The sequence below is a fragment of the Streptomyces roseirectus genome, from assembly GCF_014489635.1.
Classification (GTDB): domain Bacteria; phylum Actinomycetota; class Actinomycetes; order Streptomycetales; family Streptomycetaceae; genus Streptomyces; species Streptomyces roseirectus.
The window spans coordinates 9,653,216-9,677,912 of the sequence record NZ_CP060828.1 but is presented as its reverse complement, the minus strand read 5'-3'; the positions used below and the strand labels follow the sequence as shown (position 1 = coordinate 9,677,912).

General features: G+C 70.9%; 20 protein-coding genes and 1 CRISPR repeat array. Of the genes, 8 read left to right on the top strand and 12 right to left on the bottom strand.

What is annotated here, in order from left to right; translation table 11 throughout:
• Nucleotides 1-149: 149 nt before the first annotated feature.
• Complete coding sequence (gene cas3, locus IAG44_RS41700) at nucleotides 150-3,008, bottom strand: CRISPR-associated helicase Cas3' (RefSeq protein WP_187752204.1); 2,859 nt, start codon at nucleotides 3,006-3,008, stop codon at nucleotides 150-152.
• Nucleotides 3,009-3,200: 192 nt separating this feature from the next.
• A CRISPR array of direct repeats spans nucleotides 3,201-6,949; the repeat unit is 29 nt; unit sequence GTCGGCTCCGCGCGAGCGGAGGTGATCCG.
• Nucleotides 6,950-7,018: 69 nt separating this feature from the next.
• The gene (locus IAG44_RS41695) at nucleotides 7,019-7,858 is read right to left on the bottom strand and encodes a helix-turn-helix domain-containing protein (protein WP_187752203.1); all 840 of its coding nucleotides are present in this window, start codon (nucleotides 7,856-7,858) and stop codon (nucleotides 7,019-7,021) included.
• Nucleotides 7,859-8,429: 571 nt separating this feature from the next.
• Between IAG44_RS41695 and IAG44_RS41690 the strand changes: the two genes are divergently transcribed.
• Together IAG44_RS41690 and IAG44_RS41685 are read left to right on the top strand one after the other, a co-directional pair.
• Nucleotides 8,430-8,933 carry a hypothetical protein gene (locus IAG44_RS41690; protein ID WP_187752202.1) on the top strand — a complete coding sequence of 168 codons (504 nt, stop codon included), beginning with the start codon at nucleotides 8,430-8,432 and terminating at the stop codon, nucleotides 8,931-8,933.
• Nucleotides 8,920-9,879, top strand: coding sequence for an MAB_1171c family putative transporter (locus tag IAG44_RS41685; RefSeq protein WP_187752201.1), 960 nt, complete (start codon nucleotides 8,920-8,922; stop codon nucleotides 9,877-9,879). The genes IAG44_RS41690 and IAG44_RS41685 overlap by 14 nt, the downstream gene beginning before the upstream one ends.
• 348 nt (nucleotides 9,880-10,227) lie before the next feature.
• On the opposite strand, the gene IAG44_RS41680 is transcribed toward IAG44_RS41685, so the two are convergent.
• On the bottom strand, nucleotides 10,228-10,605 hold the full coding sequence (locus IAG44_RS41680) for a hypothetical protein (protein WP_187752200.1): 378 nt from the start codon (nucleotides 10,603-10,605) through the stop codon (nucleotides 10,228-10,230).
• A 139-nt stretch (nucleotides 10,606-10,744) separates the two neighbouring features.
• Nucleotides 10,745-11,131 (bottom strand): hypothetical protein, encoded by a 387-nt coding sequence (locus IAG44_RS41675; protein ID WP_187752199.1) that lies wholly within the window; start codon nucleotides 11,129-11,131, stop codon nucleotides 10,745-10,747.
• Between the two features lie 187 nt (nucleotides 11,132-11,318).
• Between IAG44_RS41675 and IAG44_RS41670 the strand changes: the two genes are divergently transcribed.
• Nucleotides 11,319-11,516 (top strand): lysozyme family protein, encoded by a 198-nt coding sequence (locus IAG44_RS41670; RefSeq protein ID WP_246565158.1) that lies wholly within the window; start codon nucleotides 11,319-11,321, stop codon nucleotides 11,514-11,516.
• A gap of 538 nt (nucleotides 11,517-12,054) precedes the next feature.
• On the opposite strand, the gene IAG44_RS41665 is transcribed toward IAG44_RS41670, so the two are convergent.
• Nucleotides 12,055-13,461, bottom strand: a complete 1,407-nt coding sequence (locus IAG44_RS41665; protein ID WP_246563057.1) for an AfsR/SARP family transcriptional regulator — start codon at nucleotides 13,459-13,461, stop codon at nucleotides 12,055-12,057.
• A gap of 176 nt (nucleotides 13,462-13,637) precedes the next feature.
• Between IAG44_RS41665 and IAG44_RS41660 the strand changes: the two genes are divergently transcribed.
• On the top strand, nucleotides 13,638-14,468 hold the full coding sequence (locus IAG44_RS41660; protein ID WP_246563030.1) for a macro domain-containing protein: 831 nt from the start codon (nucleotides 13,638-13,640) through the stop codon (nucleotides 14,466-14,468).
• A 65-nt stretch (nucleotides 14,469-14,533) separates the two neighbouring features.
• Here IAG44_RS41660 and IAG44_RS41655 read toward each other — a convergent pair whose 3' ends face one another.
• Genes IAG44_RS41655 through IAG44_RS41645 form a run of 3 tightly spaced genes read right to left on the bottom strand, consistent with a single transcriptional unit; the run spans nucleotide 14,534 to nucleotide 17,596 of the window.
• Nucleotides 14,534-15,226: a TIR domain-containing protein gene (locus IAG44_RS41655; protein WP_187752197.1), complete on the bottom strand. Its 693-nt coding sequence runs from the start codon at nucleotides 15,224-15,226 to the stop codon at nucleotides 14,534-14,536.
• A 2-nt stretch (nucleotides 15,227-15,228) separates the two neighbouring features.
• Nucleotides 15,229-16,851, bottom strand: coding sequence for a hypothetical protein (locus tag IAG44_RS41650; protein ID WP_246563011.1), 1,623 nt, complete (start codon nucleotides 16,849-16,851; stop codon nucleotides 15,229-15,231).
• A gap of 19 nt (nucleotides 16,852-16,870) precedes the next feature.
• Nucleotides 16,871-17,596, bottom strand: coding sequence for a hypothetical protein (locus tag IAG44_RS41645; RefSeq protein ID WP_187752196.1), 726 nt, complete (start codon nucleotides 17,594-17,596; stop codon nucleotides 16,871-16,873).
• A gap of 483 nt (nucleotides 17,597-18,079) precedes the next feature.
• Between IAG44_RS41645 and IAG44_RS41635 the strand changes: the two genes are divergently transcribed.
• Together IAG44_RS41635 and IAG44_RS41630 are read left to right on the top strand one after the other, a co-directional pair.
• A complete protein-coding gene (locus IAG44_RS41635) occupies nucleotides 18,080-19,132 on the top strand; it encodes a GAF and ANTAR domain-containing protein (protein WP_246562985.1) in 1,053 nt (350 codons plus the stop codon).
• Nucleotides 19,129-19,896: a GAF and ANTAR domain-containing protein gene (locus IAG44_RS41630; RefSeq protein WP_187752194.1), complete on the top strand. Its 768-nt coding sequence runs from the start codon at nucleotides 19,129-19,131 to the stop codon at nucleotides 19,894-19,896. The genes IAG44_RS41635 and IAG44_RS41630 overlap by 4 nt, the downstream gene beginning before the upstream one ends.
• A gap of 7 nt (nucleotides 19,897-19,903) precedes the next feature.
• Here IAG44_RS41630 and IAG44_RS41625 read toward each other — a convergent pair whose 3' ends face one another.
• The gene (locus IAG44_RS41625) at nucleotides 19,904-20,395 is read right to left on the bottom strand and encodes a DUF5994 family protein (protein ID WP_187752193.1); all 492 of its coding nucleotides are present in this window, start codon (nucleotides 20,393-20,395) and stop codon (nucleotides 19,904-19,906) included.
• A gap of 324 nt (nucleotides 20,396-20,719) precedes the next feature.
• Between IAG44_RS41625 and IAG44_RS41620 the strand changes: the two genes are divergently transcribed.
• Nucleotides 20,720-21,214, top strand: a complete 495-nt coding sequence (locus IAG44_RS41620; RefSeq protein WP_187752192.1) for a DUF5994 family protein — start codon at nucleotides 20,720-20,722, stop codon at nucleotides 21,212-21,214.
• A gap of 102 nt (nucleotides 21,215-21,316) precedes the next feature.
• Here the strand turns inward: IAG44_RS41620 and IAG44_RS41615 are convergent, their stop codons facing one another.
• Entirely contained in the window at nucleotides 21,317-21,715 is a 399-nt protein-coding gene (locus IAG44_RS41615) for a DUF5994 family protein (protein WP_187752191.1), read from the bottom strand.
• 42 nt (nucleotides 21,716-21,757) lie between these two features.
• Nucleotides 21,758-22,759, bottom strand: a complete 1,002-nt coding sequence (locus IAG44_RS41610) for an acyl-CoA desaturase (protein WP_187752190.1) — start codon at nucleotides 22,757-22,759, stop codon at nucleotides 21,758-21,760.
• A 343-nt stretch (nucleotides 22,760-23,102) separates the two neighbouring features.
• Here IAG44_RS41610 and IAG44_RS41605 point away from each other — a divergent pair, with 343 nt between their 5' ends.
• Nucleotides 23,103-23,447 carry a hypothetical protein gene (locus IAG44_RS41605; RefSeq protein WP_187752189.1) on the top strand — a complete coding sequence of 115 codons (345 nt, stop codon included), beginning with the start codon at nucleotides 23,103-23,105 and terminating at the stop codon, nucleotides 23,445-23,447.
• 290 nt (nucleotides 23,448-23,737) lie between these two features.
• Here the strand turns inward: IAG44_RS41605 and IAG44_RS41600 are convergent, their stop codons facing one another.
• Entirely contained in the window at nucleotides 23,738-24,607 is an 870-nt protein-coding gene (locus IAG44_RS41600) for an alpha/beta fold hydrolase (RefSeq protein WP_187752188.1), read from the bottom strand.
• Between the last annotated feature and the right edge of the window lie 90 nt (nucleotides 24,608-24,697).

Here is a 24,697-nt window from a genome sequence, read left to right as displayed (position 1 = left end):
CCGAGACCGTTCCCCCTCGGCCCGCAGGAGCGGGCGGACGCCGCCACGGCGCAGACCGGAGAGAGGAGATCTGACGCCGTGGCGACCGCATCAGCGTTGCAGAAGTGGGCTGCCCGTAGGGAGATTTGACGGAGTGTCACTCGTTCGGGTTAACGCGCCTCCAGGCCGACGTCGGAGATGGTGATCGTCCGCGTGCCGTGCCTCCCGCTCCACGGCGAGCCGCTGCCCTCAGCAGGGCGTACAGGCAGGAGCGTCACGCCGCGCAGTACCGGGTGTTTGGCCCACGGCTTCGACTGGGGGTGGCCGTCGGCTCCGCGCGTCCACTTGCCCGGGACGGGAGCGACGTGCGCCATGATCTGCGCGAGTTCCGGGTGAGTGAGCCCTTTACGGCCGCCGACCGGCAGGGGAGTCGTGCCGTCGGCGTCGAGGGTGAGGGTGCCGTCGGGCTGCTCGTACAGGCACAGCACGCGTCCGGTGTCGGCTCCGAGCCGGGTGGTCAGCAGTTCCTGGGTGACTCCGGCCTCGCAGCGGCTGAGGAGGTGGAGGTTGCCGCCCACGTCGCCGGGCGCGTCCACGACGACCATGTCGGCCATGTGGGTTTCTGTCGCGTCGTTCGCTTCCCGTTCGGCGTCCATGCGCCGCAGTTGCTGCTGGACAGCCTCGTCGAGGCCGTCGACGAAGTCGTCGGCGTAGACGGCGTCGACCAGCCTCTGGATGTCCCCGGGGACGGCGATGCCGTCTGCCGCGTGCGCGTGCAGCAGCAGGGCGGTGCGGTGCAGGAGTCCGGCGTCGTAGACGGTTCCCCAGGTGTGCGGGACCGTGAAATCGCCGTCTCCGTCGACGGGTTCGAGGACGAGCAGGCGGGGCCGGTCTTCGGGCAGTGCCCATGCGGGGCGGCCGGTGTCGCCCCGTTCGTGCCGGCGTCCGCGGCCGGCGCGCTGGAGCAGCTGGGCCAGCGGGGCGAGGTCGCTGACGATCAGATCGAAGTCGAAGTCGAGTGACTGTTCGACCACTTGGGTGGCGACCAGGATCGACGCCGGGCGCGGCCGGGCGGTGTCCTCGTCAGAGCGGGGTTTGCCGTAGGCGGCCTCGCACTCGGCGGTGATGCGCTGGCGGACGTGGGCGGGATAGCGGGAGTGCAGGAGGCGTACGCCTCCTGCGCGGCGGGCGAGTTCGGGGAAGGCGGCGGTGAGGTCGCGGAAGGTCTGCTGGGCCTCGGCGACCGTGGTGCAGCACACCAGAGCGGTCCCGCCCTCGGCCGCGACCGGTTCCAGCGCCTCGCGCAGGGCCTCGCGCCGTCCTCCCCCGCGCACCGGGTCCCCGGCCGCCTCGGCCGCGTCCCACCTCACCGGGCGCAGCCGCACCTCCAGGGTCCGCCCGCGCGCGCTGCCGACCTCACGCGGTGCGGACACCTCGCCGGTCGCGGCGGCGGTGAACATCCAGCCCGGGTAGCACGGCTGGACCTCGGACGGCTCCAGGAACCCCGCGCCGCGCCGGTAGGCGTCCACCAGCGACGACGCCGTACGGCCGGAGAGGGTGGCCGACAGCAGGACCACCGGGGCGTTGAACGCGCCCAGCCACTCCAGCAGCCGCACCAGCATCTGGTGCATCCACGGCCCGTACGCGTGTGCCTCGTCGACCACGAACACCTTGTCGGACAGCCCGAACAACTTCAGCGCGTTGAACTTGGTGGGCAGCACCGCGCCCAGCGCCTGGTCGATGGTGCCCGTGCCCAGCGGCGCCAGAAGTCCCCGCCCCGGCCCGCGCAGCCAGAGGCCCGCCTCGGTCGCCGTCGCCGCGTCGGCGCTCATCTCGAAGGCCGGCGCACCGTCCTGGCCGGACAGGGCGTAGGCGGGGCTGAGCCAGGCCATGGAGTGCAGGAGCGTCAGCGCCCGTTCCCCGCCGAGCGCCTGCCGCGCGAAGGTACTCACCCGCGGGTGCATGGCGTCGGCCGTGGCCATGGTCGGCAGCGCGAAGAACACCCCGCGGGCATCCGCCGCGCGCCCCAGCACCGACGCCGCGTACAGGGCCACCTCGGTCTTGCCGTCACCGGTCGGCGCCGTCACCAGTACCAGCCCCGGCCCCTTCTCCCCCACCAACTGCGGCAACCGTGCCGTGAGATCGCCCTGGAGGAGGTTCGGCGAGAACGGGAACATGTCCTCGAAACACTCCGCGACGAACTGCGCCCGCCCCAGCCGAGCCTCCCGCACCAGCCCGGGAGCCGCCTTCTGCGCGGCGTCCCAGTGCGCGTCGAGTTCACCGGCCGTCCCCTTCCACCCCTGCGGGGGCAGCAGCGGGACGATCGCCTCCGTCTGGCTGGCCAGCCAGTCCGCGACCACCACCAGCCCCGCCACAATCACCGCCAGCTCCGCCGGCAGCCCCCGCTCCGGAACCGCCCACGCCCCCGTGACCCGCCTCAGCTCCTCCAGATGAGCCCGGCGCTGATCCGCCCACCCCTCACCCCCCAGCCCCGGCTGGTGTGCCTCCGCCTCCTCCACCTTCCTGGCCAGCAGAACCGCCCCGAACCACCCGTGATGCCCCCCGAGCAACTGCGCGACCCGGTGCGCCAGCCTGTTCACCATCCGCCGGTCATCGGGGTACCCCACCTCCCCCAACAGCCGCGTCAGCGCCCAGTGCGTGGCCATCTCATGCCGGAACTCCGTCTCCCGCTCCGCCCCCTCAGCGAACGCATACGACGGATCAGCCCGCAGCTCGGCGAACGCCTCCTCCACCTGCGCCTGGAACACCGGCGTGATCTTCCCCAGGTCATGCAGCCCCGCCCAGAACGCGAGCACCTGCCGCGCCTGAGCCACCGACAGCCCCAGCGCCTCCGCGATCCTCCCCCTCACCCGGTCGCCCAGCAGCACATCCCACAACTCGCCGAACACCGCCGCCGTGTCCAGCAGATGACAGATCACCGGATACCGGCACGGAAGCCCGCGCTCCTTGCCCCACAGCCGGACATCGACCAACGGACACCCCGGCACTGCCGCCTGACGCTTCATCATGCCGACAATCGATAGCACCCCCCACTGACAACACCTCCCCACCAGCACAAACCCCACCCCCGGCAGCACCCGACACCGTAAGGTCGACACCGTGAGACCTGACACGGGGCACCGGAACCCACATGCCGGACCGGACAAGCCACAATCGGCAAAGAAAATGCAAAGCGACTGAGAACGCCCAGGTCAGGAAGTGTCGGCTCCGCGCGAGCGGAGGTGATCCGCCGCAGGTAGCGGTACTCCAGCAGGTCCACGCGTCGGCTCCGCGCGAGCGGAGGTGATCCGGGGTCCTCGGACTGTTCCTCGTTCGTGGGCAAGTCGGCTCCGCGCGAGCGGAGGTGATCCGCAGCCGGTCCCCGACAAGCCGCAGCACGAGCCGTCGGCTCCGCGCGAGCGGAGGTGATCCGCCCGCCGCCTCTGATGGGTGGCGGGCTTCTTTGTCGGCTCCGCGCGAGCGGAGGTGATCCGTGGAATTCGGCGGACGGGGGGGTGACGGGGGCGTCGGCTCCGCGCGAGCGGAGGTGATCCGACCTTGTTGGTCCCGTCGGCCGTGAGGCTGTCGTCGGCTCCGCGCGAGCGGAGGTGATCCGAACTGTCCCCAGGGGAAGTCAGCGGCAGCGTCGTCGGCTCCGCGCGAGCGGAGGTGATCCGCGTGAACTGTCTGTGATCGTCCCCGTGGCCAGGTCGGCTCCGCGCGAGCGGAGGTGATCCGAACCTGGTCGACCAGTTCGACGTGGACACGAAGTCGGCTCCGCGCGAGCGGAGGTGATCCGGCTGCGATCGAGTCGTTCAAGCACACGAAGGGGTCGGCTCCGCGCGAGCGGAGGTGATCCGGACTCCGGATACGACCGCAACGACCGGGACGTGTCGGCTCCGCGCGAGCGGAGGTGATCCGACGCGAACGCCTCCCGCTCCAGCCGGAGCTCGGTCGGCTCCGCGCGAGCGGAGGTGATCCGGCGTCCTGGAAGCCGTTCCAGGACTGGAACGAGTCGGCTCCGCGCGAGCGGAGGTGATCCGTGGTTGGCGACGGCGATGACCAGGTCCTTTTCGTCGGCTCCGCGCGAGCGGAGGTGATCCGGCTGCTCCACCCCTCCTTGCGGGCGGCGATTCGTCGGCTCCGCGCGAGCGGAGGTGATCCGGAGATCGCGCTGCCGGTCGCGTTCTGGGCGGAGTCGGCTCCGCGCGAGCCGAGGTGATCCGCCGCGTGCCCGTGGGAGGAGAACGCCCGCCGGGTCGGCTCCGCGCGAGCGGAGGTGATCCGACCGCTTACCCGCCTATTCGCGTGCAACGGACGTCGGCTCCGCGCGAGCGGAGGTGATCCGGTCCTCACCGAGGCCGTCATCCAGGACAACACGTCGGCTCCGCGCGAGCGGAGGTGATCCGCAGCGCAGGGCCGAACGCCAGCGCGGCGGTGAGTCGGCTCCGCGCGAGCGGAGGTGATCCGAGGCGGCCGTCAGCAGTAAGCAAGCAGGCAACGTCGGCTCCGCGCGAGCGGAGGTGATCCGTTCAAACCCACCACCCGGGCCGGGGTGATGGTGTCGGCTCCGCGCGAGCGGAGGTGATCCGCAGGAGGAGGGCCAGGAGGTGTCGGTGAGCGTGTCGGCTCCGCGCGAGCGGAGGTGATCCGGTTGATCTTGAGGCGCATCCACCGGATGTCCAGTCGGCTCCGCGCGAGCGGAGGTGATCCGAACGCCTCCTGGAGGGCCGTAGAGCTGTCCGAGTCGGCTCCGCGCGAGCGGAGGTGATCCGATCTCCGGCGGCCTGGCTCCAGAACGGGTCGGGTCGGCTCCGCGCGAGCGGAGGTGATCCGCGTCTGGATGGCCGGGGCGCCGGGCCCGGACCGTCGGCTCCGCGCGAGCGGAGGTGATCCGGTCCTTGGGCCTGAGCTGATGTGGTTCGCCATGTCGGCTCCGCGCGAGCGGAGGTGATCCGCTGCTTCACGGCAAGGGGCCTCCCCATCGCCTGTCGGCTCCGCGCGAGCGGAGGTGATCCGTACGAGGTGTGGCGCGACAAGGTCCTCTCCCTGTCGGCTCCGCGCGAGCGGAGGTGATCCGACGGCGAGGCCCCGGCGGACGCAGGTGCGGGCGTCGGCTCCGCGCGAGCGGAGGTGATCCGGCCCACCAGCCCGTGCCGTCGACGTTCCGCCCGTCGGCTCCGCGCGAGCGGAGGTGATCCGTTCATGCGCGCTGGCGAGTTGCCGTACGACGCGTCGGCTCCGCGCGAGCGGAGGTGATCCGGGTTTGCGTGGAAGGCCGTTGCCCGGAGGGCGGTCGGCTCCGCGCGAGCGGAGGTGATCCGTGGATCACGGTAGCGAACTCGGCGGAGCGCTGGTCGGCTCCGCGCGAGCGGAGGTGATCCGATCAACGCGGACGCGACGATCCCGATGAGGATGTCGGCTCCGCGCGAGCGGAGGTGATCCGACGATCGAGGCGGTCCGTGCCGAGCAGAGCCGGTCGGCTCCGCGCGAGCGGAGGTGATCCGCTGCCTGCGTCACGGGCTTCGCCCGCTGAGTGGTCGGCTCCGCGCGAGCGGAGGTGATCCGTCGGTCAGTGCGCGGGTCATGGGCCTCAGCTTGTCGGCTCCGCGCGAGCGGAGGTGATCCGTTCTCGTGGCAGTCGAGGTACAGGCCGGCGCGGTCGGCTCCGCGCGAGCGGAGGTGATCCGTCGTCGACGTCGCGTTGCCACGCCTTGAGCTGGTCGGCTCCGCGCGAGCGGAGGTGATCCGGCCACCCGCACCCGGACCTCCACAAGTAGGGGGTCGGCTCCGCGCGAGCGGAGGTGATCCGCAAGTGGGGCGGACCTCGACCGGCGCGCCGCCGTCGGCTCCGCGCGAGCGGAGGTGATCCGGCCGCCCTGGACCTTGAGCTGGTCGGGATGGAGTCGGCTCCGCGCGAGCGGAGGTGATCCGTTTTTAGGTCCGAGTCAAGCTGATCCGCAGCTGTCGGCTCCGCGCGAGCGGAGGTGATCCGGAATTTCATCTGGGCTCGCGGCGATTTCGGCGGTCGGCTCCGCGCGAGCGGAGGTGATCCGCACGAGGGCCAGACCGAGGACCTGGCGACCCGGTCGGCTCCGCGCGAGCGGAGGCGATCCGTCGTCGGTAGCTACGCCTTCTTGGCCTTGCGCGTCGGCTCCGCGCGAGCGGAGGTGATCCGGTGTACGAGAACGTCGCGGGCACACTGCTGTTGTCGGCTCCGCGCGAGCGGAGGTGATCCGCCCCCCGCCGCCCCGTCCCGTACGACGTCCTCGTCGGCTCCGCGCGAGCGGAGGTGATCGATATCTTGCGTGCGGCGCTCTTCCCCGAAGTGGTCGGCTCCGCGCGAGCGGAGGTGATCCGTCCTCGCGTGCCCTCAGCGCGGTTCCCGACTCGTCGGCTCCGCGCGAGCGGAGGTGATCCGCCGACGCCAGCCAGGAGACCGGCTTCCCCAACGTCGGCTCCGCGCGAGCGGAGGTGATCCGGCGGGAACGTCCTCACCGACGGGTGCGTAGCCGTCGGCTCCGCGCGAGCGGAGGTGATCCGAAACAGGACGACGGCAAGTCCAAGCTGATCATGTCGGCTCCGCGCGAGCGGAGGTGATCCGATGCGCGCCCTCCAGCACAGCTCCACCGCCACGTCGGCTCCGCGCGAGCGGAGGTGATCCGGCGGCTGAGTGTGCCGAGGACCGTCTCGACCGGTCGGCTCCGCGCGAGCGGAGGTGATCCGGCGACGTCGGCGGTGGGGCGCATCAGGGCCTCGTCGGCTCCGCGCGCGCGGAGGTGATCCGTTCGACACCGGCGGGCAGTCCCTCGGTGATGCGTCGGCTCCGCGCGAGCGGAGGTGATCCGCAGCCGGGCCGGTGGGGGCGGCTCTTCGGCCGGTCGGCTCCGCGCGAGCGGAAGTGATCCGCGACCAGCCGAACATCGAGCATGACCGGCCAGGTCGGCTCCGCGTGAACGGAGATGGTGCGCGGACGTCGTGGCAGGTCACGTCTATACCGATTCGGCTCCCCGCGAGCAAAGATCGCGCCGAAGGCGCATCAGCCGTCGATGTAAGGAACCAACTCTGCGGGCGTGAGCGCCACAAGCCGACAGGTCGGCAACTCCAGAGGCTCCAGTACGAGAATTCGGACGGAGAATTCTTTGCCGCCATACTGCGGCAGGTGAAGACGCCGCGGTGAACTGGATACGGGATAGGTCACGGCCGGCAGGTCTGCGTCGTTCCACATTTTACGGGCGGTCGGATCGAGCCGCACTTTCTCGATTATCTCGTGGAGCCGTTCGTCGTCGGGCCATCGTTCCGCGTGCACCCGGAGTGCCGCCATCGAGGGCAGCGCCCAGGATTTCCGCCAGTCGATGAGCTGGGTGCGTGCTTCCGGGGAGGTCAGGACCCATTCCACGACGTTGGCCCCGTCGACCATCCACGGGAAGTACTCCTGAGCCTTCCGGTTGCAGGCGAGGAGGTCCCAGCAGTGGTTGCTGAGGTAGATCCCCCAGGTCGGACTCTGCTCGACGAGGGACAGAAGGGCCTGGGGCACCTTGTGGTCCGGAGGACGGGAGAGGCTGGCGTTCGGGGCGCGGCCTCGGGCGATGCCGTAGACGATGGCCCACTCGTCGTCGTCCAGGGCGAGGATGCGGCGCACCGCGTGGAGGAAGGTGTCGCTGTAGTTCCCCGGGCGTCCGGATTCGAGGTTGCTGTACCAGCGCCGGCTGACGCCTGCCAGCTTGGCGGTCTGCTGCTGGGTGATCCCGCGAGCGGTCTTCACGCCGAACGTGCTGTGGAATCCCGGTATGTCGGCCGTGTCGCGGCGTGCGCGGGCTCGACGTAGAACGTGCGTAAGGAGTAACCGCCCCCGCTCCTCGCCATCCGTAACGTTCACATAACACCCCAGGGTGGGAGCTGTGTCACAGATTCCCCGCCTTCAGCATCGGCGGACCTCGCCGGGTTTCTGTGCAGTGCGGCCTGCTTTCCGGCAAGTTGAGGTCGCACCGACTCCACCCCGGAAACAGTTGAATAGGGAACTAACCGGCTATGGGAACTGGTAGTTCTCATCTGCAGGATAAGCAGAGTCTGTGAATCCTGTGTTGTTCCGGCTCCGGCCGTAGTCTCACGGAGCCAGGGAATCCTCCTACGGCCCTCGTTCGGCTTGCGCACGTAAAGGATCTTCATGTCGCGCTCCGTTCCGTTCACCGCAGGCACCAGCGGAACACCGTCTCCCATAATCTGTTCCCTCCGTGAAATCCGCACGATTTCACCCGCCGTCCTTGAAATTTCGCTCTGAGCAGCCCGTGGCAATGTTCGGAACAACTGGTTCAGGAAGTCCCAGGCGCCGGATACTCCGTTCCGGTGGTCGCAGGTGGAGTCGAGCGATCGCGTGCGTGCGCAGGCGCCGTGCAGCGGCAGCAGCCCGGCGTGAACTGCATGAGGAGTGCCGCTCCCATCTCGCCGGGATGCCCGTCCCGAGCCCGTTCACCCTGGACGGCCTGATCTCGGGCATCGAGGCCGCCCGCAACCGCCGCATCAAGCTGGTCCCGGTCCCCGACCACCTGCTGGCCAACACCGACGTGTGCGGCCTGTGGCTCCAGCTCGACGACGTCCCCGTGGACCTGATCCTGCACGTGGAGGGCACCACGTCCTTCCACCGCCAGCGGATCATCCTCCACGAGCTGGCCCACATCTGGTGCGACGACACCACCGAGGCGAACTTCGAGGAGCTGGCCCGCCTGCTCCCCGACTTCCCGCCCGACACCCTGCGCCGCCTCCTGACGCGGGGCCGGGTGATGGCCCGCCACCGCTACGACTCCCCCACCGAGCGCCGCGCGGAGATGCTGGCCGACCTCCTGCACCAGGAGGCGTACGCCACCGAGCACATCGACGACCCCACCCTGCGCCACCTCGCCGAAGACCTCACCCACACCCCCCACACCTCCCGGAAACCCCGTGTCCGTCTCTGACCTGATCGCCACCCTCATCCTGGCGCTGCTCCTGCTCCAGGCCGCCGTCCGCCTGCCCGGCACACTGCGAGGACAACGCCGCAGCCGCTCCCTCTCCGGCGCCTTCACCGCCTTCGCGATCGCCTGGTGGCTGCGCACCGGCCTCGGCCGGACCGCCGTCGACCCGCTCGGCGTCAACGACCTGCCGACCCTCCTCAAGCACGTCCTGGCCATCGCCGGGATCTGCGTCCTGCTGATGTACGTGTGCGACGTCTACGCCGAGGAGGACACCTCCGCCCGCCACATAAGGATCTCCGCGTGGATCCAACGGGCCACCGCGTACGCCTCGGTGGCAACCGTGGTGTGCATGACGGCGGTGTTCTTCCTCGTCCTCGACCGCTCGAAGACCGGCAAGGACAGCCCGTACTTCATCGGCCGGCACATGGGCGACCCCGGCCTCGCCCTCTACATGGGCCTCTTCTACGCGTACGTCGTGGCCGCCGCGCTCGTCTGCGCCTACCAGTGGGGCCGCGCCGCACGCCGCGCCGGCCACTGGTCCCTGCGTACCGGCCTCACGATGATGTCGGCGGGCATGACGCTGATCGTCGTCTACGCCGTCATGCGGACGGTCTTCCTGAGCGTCGCGACCCTGCACCCGCTCCCGGCCCGCGACCTCGCCGACCAGGAACACATCACCGACACCGTCCTGTACGCGGGCTTCCTCCTGTGGCTCCTCGGCTCGATCGTCCCCGCGCTCCGCGCCCTCCTCACCCGCGCCCGCAGCATCCACGCGATCCTCAGGCTCCACCCGCTCTGGCGCGACCTCGCCCTCGCGGTCGACGGCATCGCCCTCTACCAGCCCGCCCACCTCCTCCGAGGCCACCGCGCCGCTCAGCACCCCTGCGCGACGTCCTCTCCCACGACGCCACCCCCCGCAGATCCGCCTCGGCCGCCACTGGGTGATTAACCGGCGACTCGACACCCAACGGCTCCAACAAGTCGTTCCCTTGCTGAGCGTCGCTGAGCGTCGGCATCGGGGAGTACGGTTCACCACGGGCAACTCGTGGCCACCGGCCGTCGGCGGATCCCTCACCTGGCCCGGCACTGGACCTGGACCGGTCACATCACCGTAGCCCTCGACCGGCTCACCCACCTGCCCGACCTCGACTGACCAGCGGATTCCCGCCCCTTCGACAGCACCTCAACACCCGGAGCAGTGGAATCCGGCGCCTTCCCGAGGCGACACTCGGGTCTTCAGCCTGCACAGCCCCAGCCCATGACATGAAAACGGTCCGCCGACTCCGTCGGCGGACCGTCACGAAATTTCGAGGCTGGGCTCGCTTGTGCGGAGTTCGAGCGCGATCCGTGTCACCGCAGAGCGGATCCAGAGGCAAGCCGAGACCGCCGCAATACAGGCAGCAGAGACGACGGCAGACTTTTTGCTGCCCCGGAACGGTAGCCAGGCGAGTACGATCAGGAACATCGCGCCAAGGAGTCCCCATCCTGCCACCGGCGACCCGAACAGCCAGAATATGGCGATTTCCGCATAGCGCAGAGACAGAAAGCAGCTGATCGCGGTGGCGCACATCAAGCCGGCCGTGAGCCCGTCCCTCAGTGATCTCTGCCGAATGCCGAACACGGTTCCACATGCGACGCTCAAAACTGCGGATGCCACGTACAAATAGTTCGGCACCGGTGCACCTTTCCCTTGGTGGGGCGGGGTGGCTTCGCCTCGCTATTTCCCGGAAGACTACCCCGCCCATTGCATTACTGGCTGAAGGCTGGGTCAGGACTCTTCCCCGGGGCGTTGCAGAAGTGAGCTGTTGACGGATCTATGGCGGCGTCGGCGATCGCTCCGATATTCCATGGATTTCCTCCATGGCCACTGGTGATGTCGCACGAAGCATACGGGTACATCGACTGATCTGGTTCAGCGGGAGGTGGGGGATGTCGGGCCCGCTGAAGTGATAGAAGTCGCCGGTTGTCACCGGAGCGCTGGATCCGGTGTAGGAACCGTTCAGGTCGATGGCTTTGTCGTTGCGGTACAGATACTGGTTCGGCATGAAGCTGGAGCGCAGGACCGGAGCCCCGCCGACCGTCTTGACGGTACCGTCGGTGCAGGTCTTGAAATCGAGTTCCTGCCAGATCGGCGGCGCGGAGCCGAAGATCGATCCCGTGAGGCCCGGCTTGAAGAACATGTTCCGGATCTCCTGGGCCATCGACGCGACGGGGTTGTCGGAGGACCCGGTGTCACTCGACACCCGTGTCACCCAGTCGGCCACGCTGTCGGTGAGGTGCTGATCCCCCAGAGCGGTGCGATCCGGCCGATGCCGTCGCGTCGCAGGCCGCCTACGACTGTGTCCTCGCGAAGGAAATCGGGGCCGTGCCGGGGACTCGACGGACAACATGCTCGCGGCGTACAACGCGGGCGCCGGTGCGGTGCTGAAGTTCGGGGGCGTCCCGCCGTACTCGGAGACCCGGAACTACGTGAAGGCAATCCGGGATCTGGCCGCGAAGTGGGCGGCCAGCAGCGCGCGTTCACCTGCCGGTAAGGGTGCGGCTGCGGCCATCGCCGCCGGGAAGACCGCGCTGGGGAGCTGGTAGGACCTGGACGGTGACGTTACGCAAATCGAGCTGGTTCCTCAACGCGACGTCACGCGGCGGAGACACCGGCGTGAAGGTGGAGGTGCGCAACAGCAAGGACGACACCCTGCCGATCGTCCGACCGGGGCCAGCCTCTGCTCCCGACGCCCCAAGCCCTCCGACACCGCCCAAATCCACAAGGAGGAGATACCCGGCGCCGTCCCCGGAAGTACGCTCCGCCGTCGGAATCGGTTCGGAAGCGGGGGGTGGGTGCCCGCGGAAGCGGTGGGCGCGGTGCAGTGGAACCCGGTGAGGCCGGGCGGCGGTGGCGGACCGCGTGACCGGTGGGACGACGCCGCGCACGGGGAGCCCAGAGATGCGGAGGAACCCACCGGACCGGGGGGCGGGAGCCGACGGCCGTCGCCCGGTCTCACCTTGGAGCCGTCGCGGGTGCTACGACAGCGCCCGTTCGGCCGGGCCGCGTTCGTCCGGACCCCGTTCGGCCGGGCCTCATTCATCCGAGCCCCACTCGTCCGAGCCCTGTTCGTCCGAGCCCCGGTCAATCCCTCCCGGGCGGCCCCTCCGGGCCCCGTTCCAGGTCCGGGACCAGTTCCTGGAAGCGTCTCTCGACCGACGAGAGGTCGGTTCTCGCCAGGTCCTCGGGGCGCACCACGATGCGGAGTTCGGGTGTGAGCGCGGGATGACGGCGGCAGGCGTCGATGAACGAGTCGACGATCAGGGCGACGAGCTGCCCGCGGTCGAGTTCGGTGACGCGGGCGAGCCCGGAGCCGATGAGGGGGACGGCGACCGGTTTGAACAGGCCGTGCACCGCGACCGACGCCCACAGGTTCTCCAGGCTGACGCACAGGTCGTCGTGGCCGGAGTGGGCCACGAGGTCGTTGCCGAGCCTCGAGTAGGCGGTGGCGAACACCCGGCGTCCGCCGTCGACGGGGACGACGACGGTGGTGCCGACCGGGTAACGCACGCGCCGCCCACGGGGTTTGGCCCGCGCGCTCTCGGTCGCGACGGCCCGGACCGTACGCAGACCGGACTTCAACTTCTCGTCCAGGCGGCGGCGTTCCCCGGCGAACAGGCGGTCCACGAGCTGACTCTGCACGCTCTCGCTGCTGATGACGACCGACTGGTCCGACTCGGTGTCGAAGGTGTCCGTGAAGCCGACCACCAGGTTGGAGTCCGTCTGCTCGAACAAGTCGCCCCGGACCAGGACGACATCGGCCCGCTGCCCCGGCAACGGTACGCGGTGGCGCATGAGTTCGGCGCCGTGCCGGGCACGCAGCGTGGCGCGCAGGGTGTCCAGGGTGTGCGCGGTCTCGGGGTCGTCGGGATGGTCGCGGGCGATCGACTCGGCGACCGGCAGGGCGAGTTCGGGACGGCCCAAGTCGGCCTGGACGCGGACGAGTTCGCGGCGGGCGGCATCCCGCAGGGCGGCGAGGCGGCGGATGAAGGGCTCCGCGAAACCCTCCCCGTCGACCTCGGCCAGCGGGCGGCCGTAGAGCAGGGACAGCGCCTCGTCGAGCCGGTGCGCGGCGGTGGCCGGCGGGTCGAGCAGGGCGCCGCGGACGACGTCGGTGAACCGCGCGCTGTCGAGTTCCCCGGGCCGCAGCACCAGGCGGTAGGCCGACTCCGTGCCGTGCACGGTGACTTGCTGCTCGGTGCGCAGGACGCGGGCGCCGGTGCCGTCCTGCCGGGGGTCGAGGGCGCGCCGCAGCTCCAGCACGCGTTTCTGTACCTCGTTGCGGTTGCGCTGGGCCAGATGGCGCGGCTCGTCGGCCAACCCCCAGACGTCGCGCCGCAGTTGCCGTACCGGAACGGCCTCGCCCTCGGCGGCCACCAGGCGGACCAGCAACCGGGTGGTCAGCGGTGTCAACCGCACCGCGACGCCGTCGACTTCGAGCCGGACCGGGCCCAGCACCTTCACTTGGATGTGCGTCCGTGCATCGGCCACCCGCGTCGCCCCCGCCGCATCTGCGCGCCACTCTGCGTAACCCTCAAGTGACCGGCAGATTATCACGATGCCTTGGAGGAAAGATGTGTTCGGGTGATTCCGGTGGACTGCGGGCGTCACGGCTGCTATGGCGGCCGTCGCGGCTGGTCGGAACCCGCCGCGCCCGGCAGATCTTCGTGCGAAGCACGGCCGTCGCGTTCGGCGGGATGTCCGCGCTGCTCCAGTTCGCCGGCCAGTTCTTCCCCGGCAGCCTGCCCGACGCCGGCCTCGTCAGCGCGGTGTCGGTGGGCGCCTGCCTGGTGTGGGGGCTTCGCGCGGCCCGGCCGGTGGAGCGGGTGCGACAGGAGTTCCGGCGGCCGGACATGACGGTGGTGGTCGAGGCGGGCGACGTCTTCGACCAGAGCGCACACCTGGTCGTCGGGTTCTGCGACACCTTCGACACCGAGTCCGACCGGTCCGTCGTCATCAACGGCGACAGCGTGCAGGCCCAGTTGCTGGCCCGGCGCTACGACGGCGACGTACAGCGGCTGGACGCCGAACTGGCCGCGGCGCTGGCCCATTTGGCACCGGTCGCGCGCGAGGATCGGGCCCGCAAACCGCTCGGCAAACTGGACCGGTATCCGATCGGCACGGTCGCGGTGCTCGGCGCCCGGCCCCGGCTGGTGTTCGCCGTCGCGTACAGCCGGATCGGCAACGACTACGTGGCCGCGTCCAGCGTCGAGGACCTTTCGGCAGGGTTGACCCGGCTGTGGGAGGCGCTGCGCGACCACGCCCAACTGGAGTGTGTGGCCATGCCGTTGGTGGGCTCGGGGCTGTCCCGGCTCGGCCATCTCGACCTGGACAGCCTGCTGCGGCTGCTGCTGATGTCGTTCGTCGCCCGGTCCCGTGAGGGCGCGATCTGCCGCGAACTGCGGGTGGTGGTACGGCCGTCGGACCTGGAGCGGATCGACATGCGGGAGCTGGGCGCCTTCCTGAGCGCCCTCGCGGCGGGGCCCGCAGCGACGTGAGGGCGGGCGTCCCCACCACGCCCGCCCTCACCGCCGTACTCAACTCACCTCACGCCGAGGGGCGTTCAGGCGAGCCGTCGATAGGCCGACAGGTTCTCGAAGGGCGAGGTGTCGCGCCAGTCGGACCGGGAGTCGTCCAACTGGCACTCGGCCACCTTCAGCCGCGCGACGATCTTCATGAGGGACTCCTCCGAACCGTCGAAGCGGATGACGTTGCGGCCCGTGGTGTCGGCGGCCGGCCGCAGGTGACCGACCTCGACGATCACGGTTCGCTCGGGATAGGCCATCAGCACCATCCCCATCTCGATCAGCACGTTCTGCCGCGGCTGTCCGGTGAGCCGGGTCTCGTGGTCGGGCTCGCGGTCGCCCAGCAGTTGGGGGTGGAGCTTGGCGCTGTCGTCCGGCGTGAGCAGTACCAGCGCGGCCTGTGCCTGGGACGGCGCGTGCGCGACGACCTCGCCGAGGAACGGCGACGCCTTGCCGGTGGCGCGCACCAACTGCTCCCATTCCAGGGGCCGCAGGTCCAGGCGACGCAGCAGGCCGAACATCGCCGAGCGCACCTCCTCGTCGCGGCCGTGCACGACGAAGACGCTGCGGGCGCGGACGTCGTCGGAGGGGAACGTGGGTGTCCCCGGCGCCTGCTCCCGCTCCTCGGCGGCGGGGGCCGCCGATGCCTCGTGGTAGTGGAAGCCCATCCGCTTGTTGCCGTCGCCGGTGAAGACCATGTTGCCGTCGCCGAACGTGTTGTTGCCGCTCATGGTCACTGTCCCCCTCGATCGCCGGCCGGACCGGGGGAACCGGGCGAACCGCCGTCGGACTCGTTGTAGTGGTAGCCGATGTCGTGGTTGTTGTCGCCCGTGAACACCTGATTCCCGCCGCCCATCAGGATGTTGGTCTGCGCGCGGTCGTGCTCGGCGAGGTCGATCTTGTGCTCCGCCAGGAACGTCCGGATGTTCTGGAGCGTGCGGCGCTGCACGATCTGCATGTACTTGACGGCGTCGGTCTTCTGGAAGAAGTGGTGGTAGGTGGCGCTGGTGGCCATCTCCCGGACGCTGGTCAGCGCACCGCAGTCGACCGCCTCGGTCACGTAACGGCCCAGCTGGAACTCGCTGTTGTCGACCGACACGGTCTCCGCCTCGGCGACGGCGACGGTGGTGCGACTGCGTCCGGGGCGCAGCAGCCGTCGTACCGACGCCGGCAGGAACCGCTGCGGGACCAGGTACAGCGGCCACAGCGCCAGCGCCAGGGCGCGCATCGGCACGGCCTTGACCATGTCCCACGCGACGCGCACGGCCAGCCGGCCGTCGAAGGCGTCGGGCAGCCGGTCGACGAGGTGGAAGTCCCCCACCAGCGGCCCGAGTACGTAGGTGTAGAACTCGGTGTGCAGGGTGTCGCCCTTGAGGTCGAACCCGACGAAGACCGAGGTCACCAGCTCCTCGTTCCACGACCCGACCCGCACGCACAGGTAGGCGCGGGCGGAGTCGTAGTCCTCCCGCCAGTGGATGTCGGGCAGGTCGTCCACGCCGGGCAGCCGGGACCAACCGGGGCCGCGCGTACGGTCGTTGGTGCGGATCGCGGTGGTGAAGCGGCGCTGCTCGACGGTCAGGCCCTCGATGCGCTCGTCCCCGCGGACCTCGTCGCGCAGTTGGGCCCGCATCCGGGCGGCCACGTAGTCGGTGATCTCGTGGACGGTGAACGGGACGGGGGTCTCGCGCGCCTCCAGGTCCAGGGTGGCGCCGCCGCCGTCGGCCTGCGCCCGGGTGTCGATCCGCTTCTTGCGCGCACCGAGCAGGAGTTGGGCGTTGGACCACTCGCGCAGGAGTTCACCGGCGCCGACGAACGGCCGGAAGCCGCCGTAGAAGACGAGGCCGCTGCCGCTGGACTGCTCGTGGTCGATCTTGCGGACGACGGCGTCGGTGAGGGCCCGATGGGCTGGGTAGGCGCCGTCGAAACCGCCGTCGGGGCGGGTCTCCTTCAGCCGGGTCATCAGGATGTGCAGGGTCACGATGCGCCGCAGATAGGCCGCGCCCCACAGCGCCCACACCAGGAACAGCGTGGCTGTGAGGCTGTTCAGCGTGCCCTGCACCAGCAGCAGCCAGATCACGAAGGCCGAACCGAGGCCCACGGCCCACTGGAGGCGGTGCAGCCGGCGGGCCGCGAGCGCGTGGGCGAGCACCGACACGGCGTCGTAGCCGTACGAAGGCGCCACGACCCGGGGGTAGTTGCGCAGCAACTCCCGGACGACCGCGCGGCGGTAGCCGGCGTCGAGGTAAGTGCCCGCGGACAGCAGGCGAGTTGCCTTGGTGCGGGCGTACGCGCGGGCGGTCCGCGGTGGTTGGTGCCCCGGGTCGGGCGGACGGGGATGGATCACCTGGGTGGTCACGACGACTCCTGCCGGATGCTCAACTGGTCTGTTTTCCCGTGGCGCTGACGATCTCTCCGCCGCTGACGGTGTAGACGTTCTCGAACGTCTTCGTCGTGCCGTCCGTCTGGCGGGCTTCGAGCGTCAGTGCCACCTCGTCGCCCTGCACGGAGTTGATGGTGATGGTGTCCGACCGCGTGGTGGCGAACCCCGCGGCGAACGTGTCGTAGTCGCTGTCGAGGTTCTTCCCGCCGAGGGCCCAAGCCGTCGCGTAGTCACGGTTGTTGATGGCCTCGAAGTAGGCGGTGACGACGGCTTCAGGGCCGGTGGTGTCGGCCGGGGACGGCGTGGGGCTCTCCTCGAAGGCGGACGAGGAGACGGACGGGGTGGGACTCTCCTCGTAGGCGGGAGCGGTGGTCGAGTCGTACGGCGTGGGAGTGTCGGAGTCGTCCGGCGACGGGGTGTCGGTCGCGTCCAACGTCTCCGGCGTCTCCTCCGTCGTCTCATAGGTGCCCGGCCAGCCCGACGTGCCGCTCCATGTGCTGCCGGACCGACCGGAGTTGTCGCTGTCGCCCGACAGGTTCCCGGCCAGCGCCAGGAGCAGCACCAGCACGAGCGGTACGCCGACGACGGCGAGCCCCCACGTGCGGGCGGGCCCGGCCGGGGGGATGAGCCCCACACCGTGGTAGGCCGACGGTGTCCCCGGCGCGGCGGGGAAGTCCTCCCCGGGCATCTTCCGGGGCGGTGGTGGTCCTGGGTCGTTCATGGGTACTCCAACGTTCACGACCCGTGGGACGCACGAGTCGGCAGCGAGCCGACGGCAAGGAGCGCGCGGAACGGCTGGTTGACACCGCCGATGCGACCAGCACGCCCGCTTCCGCGACCAGAACCGATCCGCTTCCGATGCGCTTCCGCCGGCGGGGGAGGGCTCCGTGGTCCCGGGGCCGCGCGTCCTCCTCCCGCACGGTGGTCTGGAGCCGATGCGCGGCATGCCGCACGGCGTCGTCGACGCGCTCGCGCACCAGGGGGGAGCGGGTTCTCGGCTTCGAGTGCCGGCGAGGAGGAGACGGTCGCGGTCATGGCGCGGGCCCTGACCCCGCCCCGGGCCGATCGCGACCGCCAAGTACTGACGGGCATCCGACAGTTCCGTCCACAACCGGAGGACGGATCCGCCGTCTCCCCCCTCGGCAGTGGCCCCCGGCCCTCTCCGTGACGTGGTTTCCGCTCATTCGACGCGTGCCATGTGGTCGTGGCCCGCGGTGAGCTGGACCTGATGACCACGCCGTCCTTCGCACGCGACCTGTCGGACGCCCGCCACGGCAGCGGGCGTCTGTTCCTCATCGTCGGCCTCAGCGCCGTGACGTTCATGGACGGCAACGTCCTGGGCCCGTTGTGCTCGGCCCGGCACAGCGCTTCCCGCGGTACGCGAGCGCCCGGGACGCCTGGCGGGGCATCCCCGCAGGCCGTGCGGCGGCCGTCGGGGCACCGTAATGTACGGCGCAGGCCGAGCGGCACCTCATCCCGGGGTGTTCCGGCCGCCGCGGGACGGAGACAGGTGATCAGCGACGCCATGGCCGGAGTCCTGCGGTCGCTGCGCCTCGGCGGGGTCGACGACCTGGCCCGGGAGTGTGCGCGGGCGCTGGACGCCGCGGGGGTCTCACTGTCGCTGCTGGTCGGCCCGTCTCGGGCCGCCGAGCCGGTCTGGTGCCATCCGGAGACGAGTGCCCGGTTCGAGGAGTTGCAGTTCACGTTGGGTGAGGGCCCTGGACCGGACGCGGTCCGCACCGGAACGCCCGTCATGGCTCCGGACCTGGACCGGGTGCGCCCCGGGCGGTGGCCCACGCTGTTGTCGTTCGCGCGGGAGCTGGACGTGTCCGGGGTGTGCTGTTTCCCGCTGGGCGTCGGGGCCATCCGGATCGGCGTCCTGACCGTGCTGTGTGACAAGAAGCGACAGCTGGGCGAGCAGCAGTACACGGATGCCGTCGCCCTGGCGGCGGCGCTGACCAGCGCTTTCCTGAACGGGGATCCTCACGGCGGGGGCGGCAGGCCGGGGGGCGGCAGAGCGCTGGAGCCTCCCGCGGGGCTGCGCCGCGCGGTCGTGCATCAGGCGACGGGAATGATCAGTGTCCAGCTCGGTGTGTCCTTGGAGGAGGCGATGCTGCGTCTGCGCGCCTACGCGTTCGGCAGCGAGCGCCCCCTCGGAGAGGTGTCGGCGGACGTGATCGCCCGCAGGCTGCGCTTCGACAACGACTTCGACGACGATGTGAGCGGGCCGTATTCGCCCGACGGTGGAGAGGGATGATCGCCATGGCCCGGGAACGACGTCTGGCCGAGATCTTCGTGGAGGTCGCGGACTCCCTCGTCGAGGACTTCGACGTGATCGACCTGCTGCAGCGGCTGTCCGCGCGCTGCGTCGAACTGCTCGACGTGTCGGCGGCCGGGATCCTGCTCGCGGACGTGCACGGGGAACTGCAGATCATCGCCGCCTCCGACGAGCACACCCGGCTGCTGGAACTCTTCGCGCTCCAGCACGATCAGGGCCCGTGCGTCGAGTGCTACCGCTCCGGCGCCGCCCGGACGAACATCGACCTGACGCGGCCGGAGGTGACCGCCGACTGGCCGCGATTCGCCGCGCGGGCCCGCGAGACGGGGTATGTGGCCACCCACGCCGTCCCACTGCGCCTGCGCAACCGGGTCGTCGGTGCGCTCAACCTCTTCCAGACCGCGCCTCACCGCCTCGGCGACGACGACGTCGCGCTCGCCCAGGCCCTCGCCGACGTGGCCACGATCGCGATCCTTCAGCAGCGCACACTGGAGCGGTCGTACGTCGAGAACAGCCAGTTGGAGACCGCGCTCACCAGCCGTGTTCTCATCGAGCAGGTCAAGGGCGTCCTGGCGGAGCGCTGGAACACCTCTGTCGACGACGCCTTCGCCGCGTTCCGGTCCTATGCCCGCACCCGTCACCTGCGCCTGTCGGACCTCGCCGCGCAGATCGTCTCGGGCACGTTCGACACCGCCGCCATCCCGGCGCCCGCGACGGTCCCGCCCGTGGACCGCCGCGGCTGACCGCCGTTCATGTCTGTGCCGACGCCCGCCCGGTGCCGGTGCCGGTGTCGATGAGGAGTTGTCCGGCCTGCGCGGCGCTGCCGGCGCGGACGGCCTCGGCCATGGCGGTGCGCGCCGCCTCGGGCGTCGCGTGCGGCGGGACCACGAGGAGCGAGAAGAGGTCCCGCTCGCCCCGGGTGACGAGGACGGTGTCGTCGCCGACCGGCGAGGCGTCGATGCGCACGACCCGGCCGTCGATGGTCATCCGCGTCGGCAGCCCGTCCCAGGCGTCGGTGTCCAGGCCGACCCGGGTGATGGGCCCGAGGTGCTCGGTCAGGGCGGCGATCAGGGTGGGAAGCTCGACGGCGACGTCGCGGGAGCGCGGCCACCAGGCCCCGTCGAGGACCCCCTGCCGGTCGTGTGTCGTCTCCAGCCGCAGGACGGCCGTCCCGGGCCGTACGGCTTGGTGGACGGCGTCCGGCAGCAGACCGGGCACACGTGGGGAGTCGGAGTCGGACATCGCACTCGCCTGCCTGCTCTGGGCACGGAAACCGAGCGGCTTCCTCGTCTCACGGTACTCCCCGGCCGGTGGCCGCCGGAAAGCGCAGTGCGGGAGCCGCCGAGGCGTGTCTCGTCCGGGACGGCGTCCGGGAACGGTCCGCCCGGCGTGTTCGGGGAGTAGCGTGGACTCATCGGGAGCACTTCGCGCACCGGCCCCGGTGCCGGTGTCGTTCCCGGTGAACGACGACACCGGGCGGCCGCCCTCACGCGGCAGTGCCGGAGACAGGCCCGCACGATGTCCGCGACCACCTCTTGTCCCCCGTTACGGGCCGTTCCCTTCAGGGTGCCGACCGCGCGCCTCGCGCTGAGGGACGAGAGCCCCGCCGGCGGACGTGCCGCGCTGGACGGCGCCTGGTGGCCTCGTTCCCGCGACCTGGTGAGCGAGCTGTCCGCGCTGGCGGACGTGCTCGACCCGCTGTGGGGACGGATCACGCGTGTCGCGGTCAACCCCCGCCACTGGCCGCCCCTCCCGCCGAGGATCTTCGTCAACGGCCATGTGGTGGAGGTCGGTCGGTTCACGTCGGAGCTCGATCCACACCAGATCCTTCTGCTGTCCTACACCGCGGGCCGCTGGGACCTGCTGGTGATCCCGCCGGAGACCGGTGCCCCCTCGGCCGCCCGGCTGATGGCGGCCGCGAGTGGGGACACCGGCACGCCGATGACGGCTGCCGCGGTCATGGCGGCGGAACGGGCCCGCCAGGCGGGACGGGACGCAGGCGGGGACGGCGATGTCCTCGCGGCACACGGCCGTGATCAGCAGAGCGCCCCGGGGAGGTGACCGCTGTGGTCACCTCTCTGGCCGTCAGCGGTCTGCTGATCCTGGTCGCCGGCGTCACCCGCCTGGTTCACCGGTTCGAGGCGCGCCCCCCGGCGGATCGCGTCATGCCTGACCGCCCGCCGCGGCGGCCATGAGCTGTTCCGCGGCTTCCTCGGTCGTGTCCGGCGGTACGACCACCAGGTCCCAGCGGCCCTGGCCGGGCGCGAGCAGGACGATGGTGTGCGCGGCGGATGCCGTGAGGGTCCGGTGCAGCCGTACGACCTGGTTGGACACGAGCATCCGGCCGGGCGCGGCGGCCCATGTCGCCCCGTTGACGGTGGCGCTGGTGATGTGGCCCCATGCGCGCGGCACCCCGGCCAGCAGCCGGGGAAGTTCGGCGAGCAGGTCGTACGAACGGGGCCACCACGCTCCGTCGATGGGTCGGGGCATGCCGCTGTGCGGTGCCAGGCGCAGCCGGAGAAGGGGATGGGAGGGGGGCGGGGGTTGGGTCGCGGTGGTCATGAGAACTCCTGCCGACTGCCCTGTACGGGCGAGTGGTTGATGTCAGGCGCGACGGGCGTCGACGCGCATGGGCGTGGGCCAGCGCACGTCGTGCACCCAGCCGAGCCGTTCGAGCAGGCGGATCACGGCGGCCGACGGGTCGAGCTGACCGCGGTCGACGCCGTGGCGGGCGCTGGTGGGGTCGGCGTGGTGGAGGTTGTGCCAGCTCTCGCCGAACGAGAGCAGGGCGAGGGGCCACAGGTTGGTGGCCCGGTCGTGGTGCCGGGTGCGGAACGGCCGCTCGCCGATCATGTGGCAGAGGGAGTTCACGCTCCAGGTGACGTGGTGGAGCAGGGCGATGCGGATCAGCCCCGCCCACAGCAGGGCGGTCAGCGCGTGCGCCCAGGTCCCGCCGATGAGCCAGCCCGCTCCGAAGGGAACGGCGAGGGTGAGGACGCACAGGGCGGGGAAGGCGCGGGCCACGGCACGGATGTCGCGGTCGGCCAGCAGGTCGGGGGCGTACCGTTCGGCGGATGTGCGGTCGTTGCGGAACAGCCAGCCGACGTGCGCGTGCGCGAGCCCGCGCAACTGGCCGCGCAGATGCGTGCCGTAGCGGTACGGGGAGTGCGGGTCGCCGGGCCGGTCGGTGAACGCGTGGTGGCGGCGGTGGGTGGCGACCCAGCCGATGACGTCACCCTGGAAACTCATCGAACCGGCCGCCGCGAGCGCGATCCGCACCGGACGGACGGCCCGGTAGCCGCCGTGGGTGAGACCGCGATGGAAGCCGACGGTGACGCCGAGACCCGTGATCGTGTAGAGGACGAGCGCGAGCACGATGTCGGCGGGATGGATGAGACTCCCCCACAGCAACCAGCCGGCCAGGCCGAGCACCAGGAACGGCAGGACGACGATCGCGGCCGTCACCGTGACGTACAGCCGTTCACCGCCGTCGCGTGCGGGCGCGGGTCCTTCGGGTGGGAAGGGGGATGTTCCGTCGTAACGCGGGGGCGGCGGGGCGGGGTTCGACGGTGCGGCCGTCGTGGAGGGATTCGGGCCGTGCGGCATGCGGGACTCCTCTGGCTTGAGGCGGATGGCGCGGCCGGAGTCTGGGGCTGCCCATAGGTCGTGTCGTGCTGAAGCCGGTGGCGCACTGCGGAAGGAATGTGGTCTGGTGGACCCACGGGAACACGAGGGCTGGAACACGAGCGAACGGTCCGGAACCGGTCGGGGTTGCGGCATACGAAAAGGGCCTCGTTCTCTCCACCGTACTCCCGGCTGTGTGACAACCGGGCCTGCCTCGCAAGCGGTATCGGACACACACGGGTCACCGCCGGAGGCCGACAGGCGGCACGGCCCATCGCCACGCCGCTCCGAAAGCCCGGCACAACGCACAGGAAAGCGGAACTCGATGTACGACCAGACACGCGCTCAGCAAGCGGCGGACGGGCCCGATGGCCTCGCGGGACGCCGCGCGCCCGGCCCGGCACCGCTGCTCCCGTCGGACGCACGGGACAAGATCGTCCAGCGCCTCGGGCGGGCCCTCAACACCTTCCCCGACGCTCCGCGTGAATCACTGGAGGAAGCCGAAGCCGCCTTCGACGAGACCACCGCCCTCCTCATGGACGCCCTGGCCGAGCGGCGGCGTGCCCTCCGCGCGGGCTGGCAGGACCAGGACCCCGAGACACAGACCGCCGAACTCCACCTCGCGCTGAGGCAGTACCGGGAGACCGCTCAACTCCTGCTCCGCCTCTAGGCCAGGGCCACGGGGTGTCACCGGGCGCACCCCCGTTCGTGGCCGCCGCGACGACCGGGGGGCCGACGGTGGCGTTGAGGGCGGTCTCCTCGGCGGCCATGAGGACGTCGCCGTCGGAGGAGCCGCGCATGCCGGAGCCGGTGATCAGGACGTCGGTGCTGATCTCGTCGGTGTCGGCGGCGGCGGTGATCGCCGGCGGGGTGATCCCCTGCGGCCCTGGGCGGCCCCGCCCATGCACGAGATGCGTAACGCCTGCCCGGCCGGACGCACACTGTGTGCACCGGCCCATGTCACGCCCGCGCGATGAGCAGGTCAGCCAGGACGTCGGGCCGCTCCAGCGCGATGAAGTGCCCGGCCCCCGCGACCTGCGTGAACCCGGCGTCCGGCAGCAGTCGCCGGTTCGCCGCCCGGTCCGACACGCGCGACCAGTCCCGCTCGCCGTAGACGAGGTGGACGGGCGCCTCGATCTCGGGGTAGCGGGAGCGGGCGGCGATGAGGCTCGGGAGGTTTCGGTAGACGCCTCTGGCGACGGCCGGGTAGCCGGGGCGGGCACCGACGCGCAGGAGTTCGTCCACGTAGTCCTCGCGCAGGGCGCTCTTGTCGACCAGGCCGCCTTGCAGGATCCGGCGCAGCGCGCCCTTGGGTTCGACCCTGGCGACGTACGGGCCCACCACGGGGGCGAGGACGCCGGTGACGACGGCGCGGGCGAGGAGGCTCGATCGGGCGACGCCGCCGGGGAAGTCGTAGGCGTTGACGGCGACGACGCGCCGGACCCGGCCGGGCAGGTCGGCGGCGGTGGTCAGGGCGAGGACGGCGCCCATGGACTCGCCGGCCAGCGTCACGTCGCGCAGGTCGAGGCCGGTGAGCAGGCGGGTGACGCCGGCGCGCATCGCGGGCTCGTCGTAGGAGGCGCCGGGCACGATCTCGGAGTACCCCATGCCGGGCAGGTCGAGGGCGTACACGGTGTAGTGGTCGGTGAGCAGCGGGATCAGGTGGCGGAAGTGCTCGGCCTGGGTGCGGACGGTGTGCAGCAGGACCAAGGGGGCGCCGGTGCCCGCCTTGAGGTAGCGCAGGGTGCCTTCGCGGGGTGTGCGCGGGGCGAGGGTGTGGGTGGTGGTGCCGGGCAGGTGGAGGGTGGGGCCGGGGGTCTGGACGGTCATCTCGCTGACTCCTCACAACATCGAAACCGATCGGTTTACACTTAAGGTAAACCGATCGGTTTCAACGCGCAAGCCGACGCCTCCGCGAGA

Coding starts and splice junctions, on each gene's coding strand:
- IAG44_RS41670 (WP_246565158.1), top strand. CDS start 11,319: ATGCTCGCGGCGTACAACGCGGGCGCCGGTGCGGTGCTGAAGTTCGGG.
- IAG44_RS41600 (WP_187752188.1), bottom strand. CDS start 24,607: ATGACCGTCCAGACCCCCGGCCCCACCCTCCACCTGCCCGGCACCACC.
- IAG44_RS41625 (WP_187752193.1), bottom strand. CDS start 20,395: ATGTCCGACTCCGACTCCCCACGTGTGCCCGGTCTGCTGCCGGACGCC.
- IAG44_RS41610 (WP_187752190.1), bottom strand. CDS start 22,759: ATGCCGCACGGCCCGAATCCCTCCACGACGGCCGCACCGTCGAACCCC.
- IAG44_RS41655 (WP_187752197.1), bottom strand. CDS start 15,226: ATGAGCGGCAACAACACGTTCGGCGACGGCAACATGGTCTTCACCGGC.
- IAG44_RS41645 (WP_187752196.1), bottom strand. CDS start 17,596: ATGAACGACCCAGGACCACCACCGCCCCGGAAGATGCCCGGGGAGGAC.
- cas3 (WP_187752204.1), bottom strand. CDS start 3,008: ATGATGAAGCGTCAGGCGGCAGTGCCGGGGTGTCCGTTGGTCGATGTC.
- IAG44_RS41630 (WP_187752194.1), top strand. CDS start 19,129: ATGATCGCCATGGCCCGGGAACGACGTCTGGCCGAGATCTTCGTGGAG.
- IAG44_RS41690 (WP_187752202.1), top strand. CDS start 8,430: ATGCCCGTCCCGAGCCCGTTCACCCTGGACGGCCTGATCTCGGGCATC.
- IAG44_RS41615 (WP_187752191.1), bottom strand. CDS start 21,715: ATGACCACCGCGACCCAACCCCCGCCCCCCTCCCATCCCCTTCTCCGG.
- IAG44_RS41675 (WP_187752199.1), bottom strand. CDS start 11,131: ATGGCCCAGGAGATCCGGAACATGTTCTTCAAGCCGGGCCTCACGGGA.
- IAG44_RS41605 (WP_187752189.1), top strand. CDS start 23,103: ATGTACGACCAGACACGCGCTCAGCAAGCGGCGGACGGGCCCGATGGC.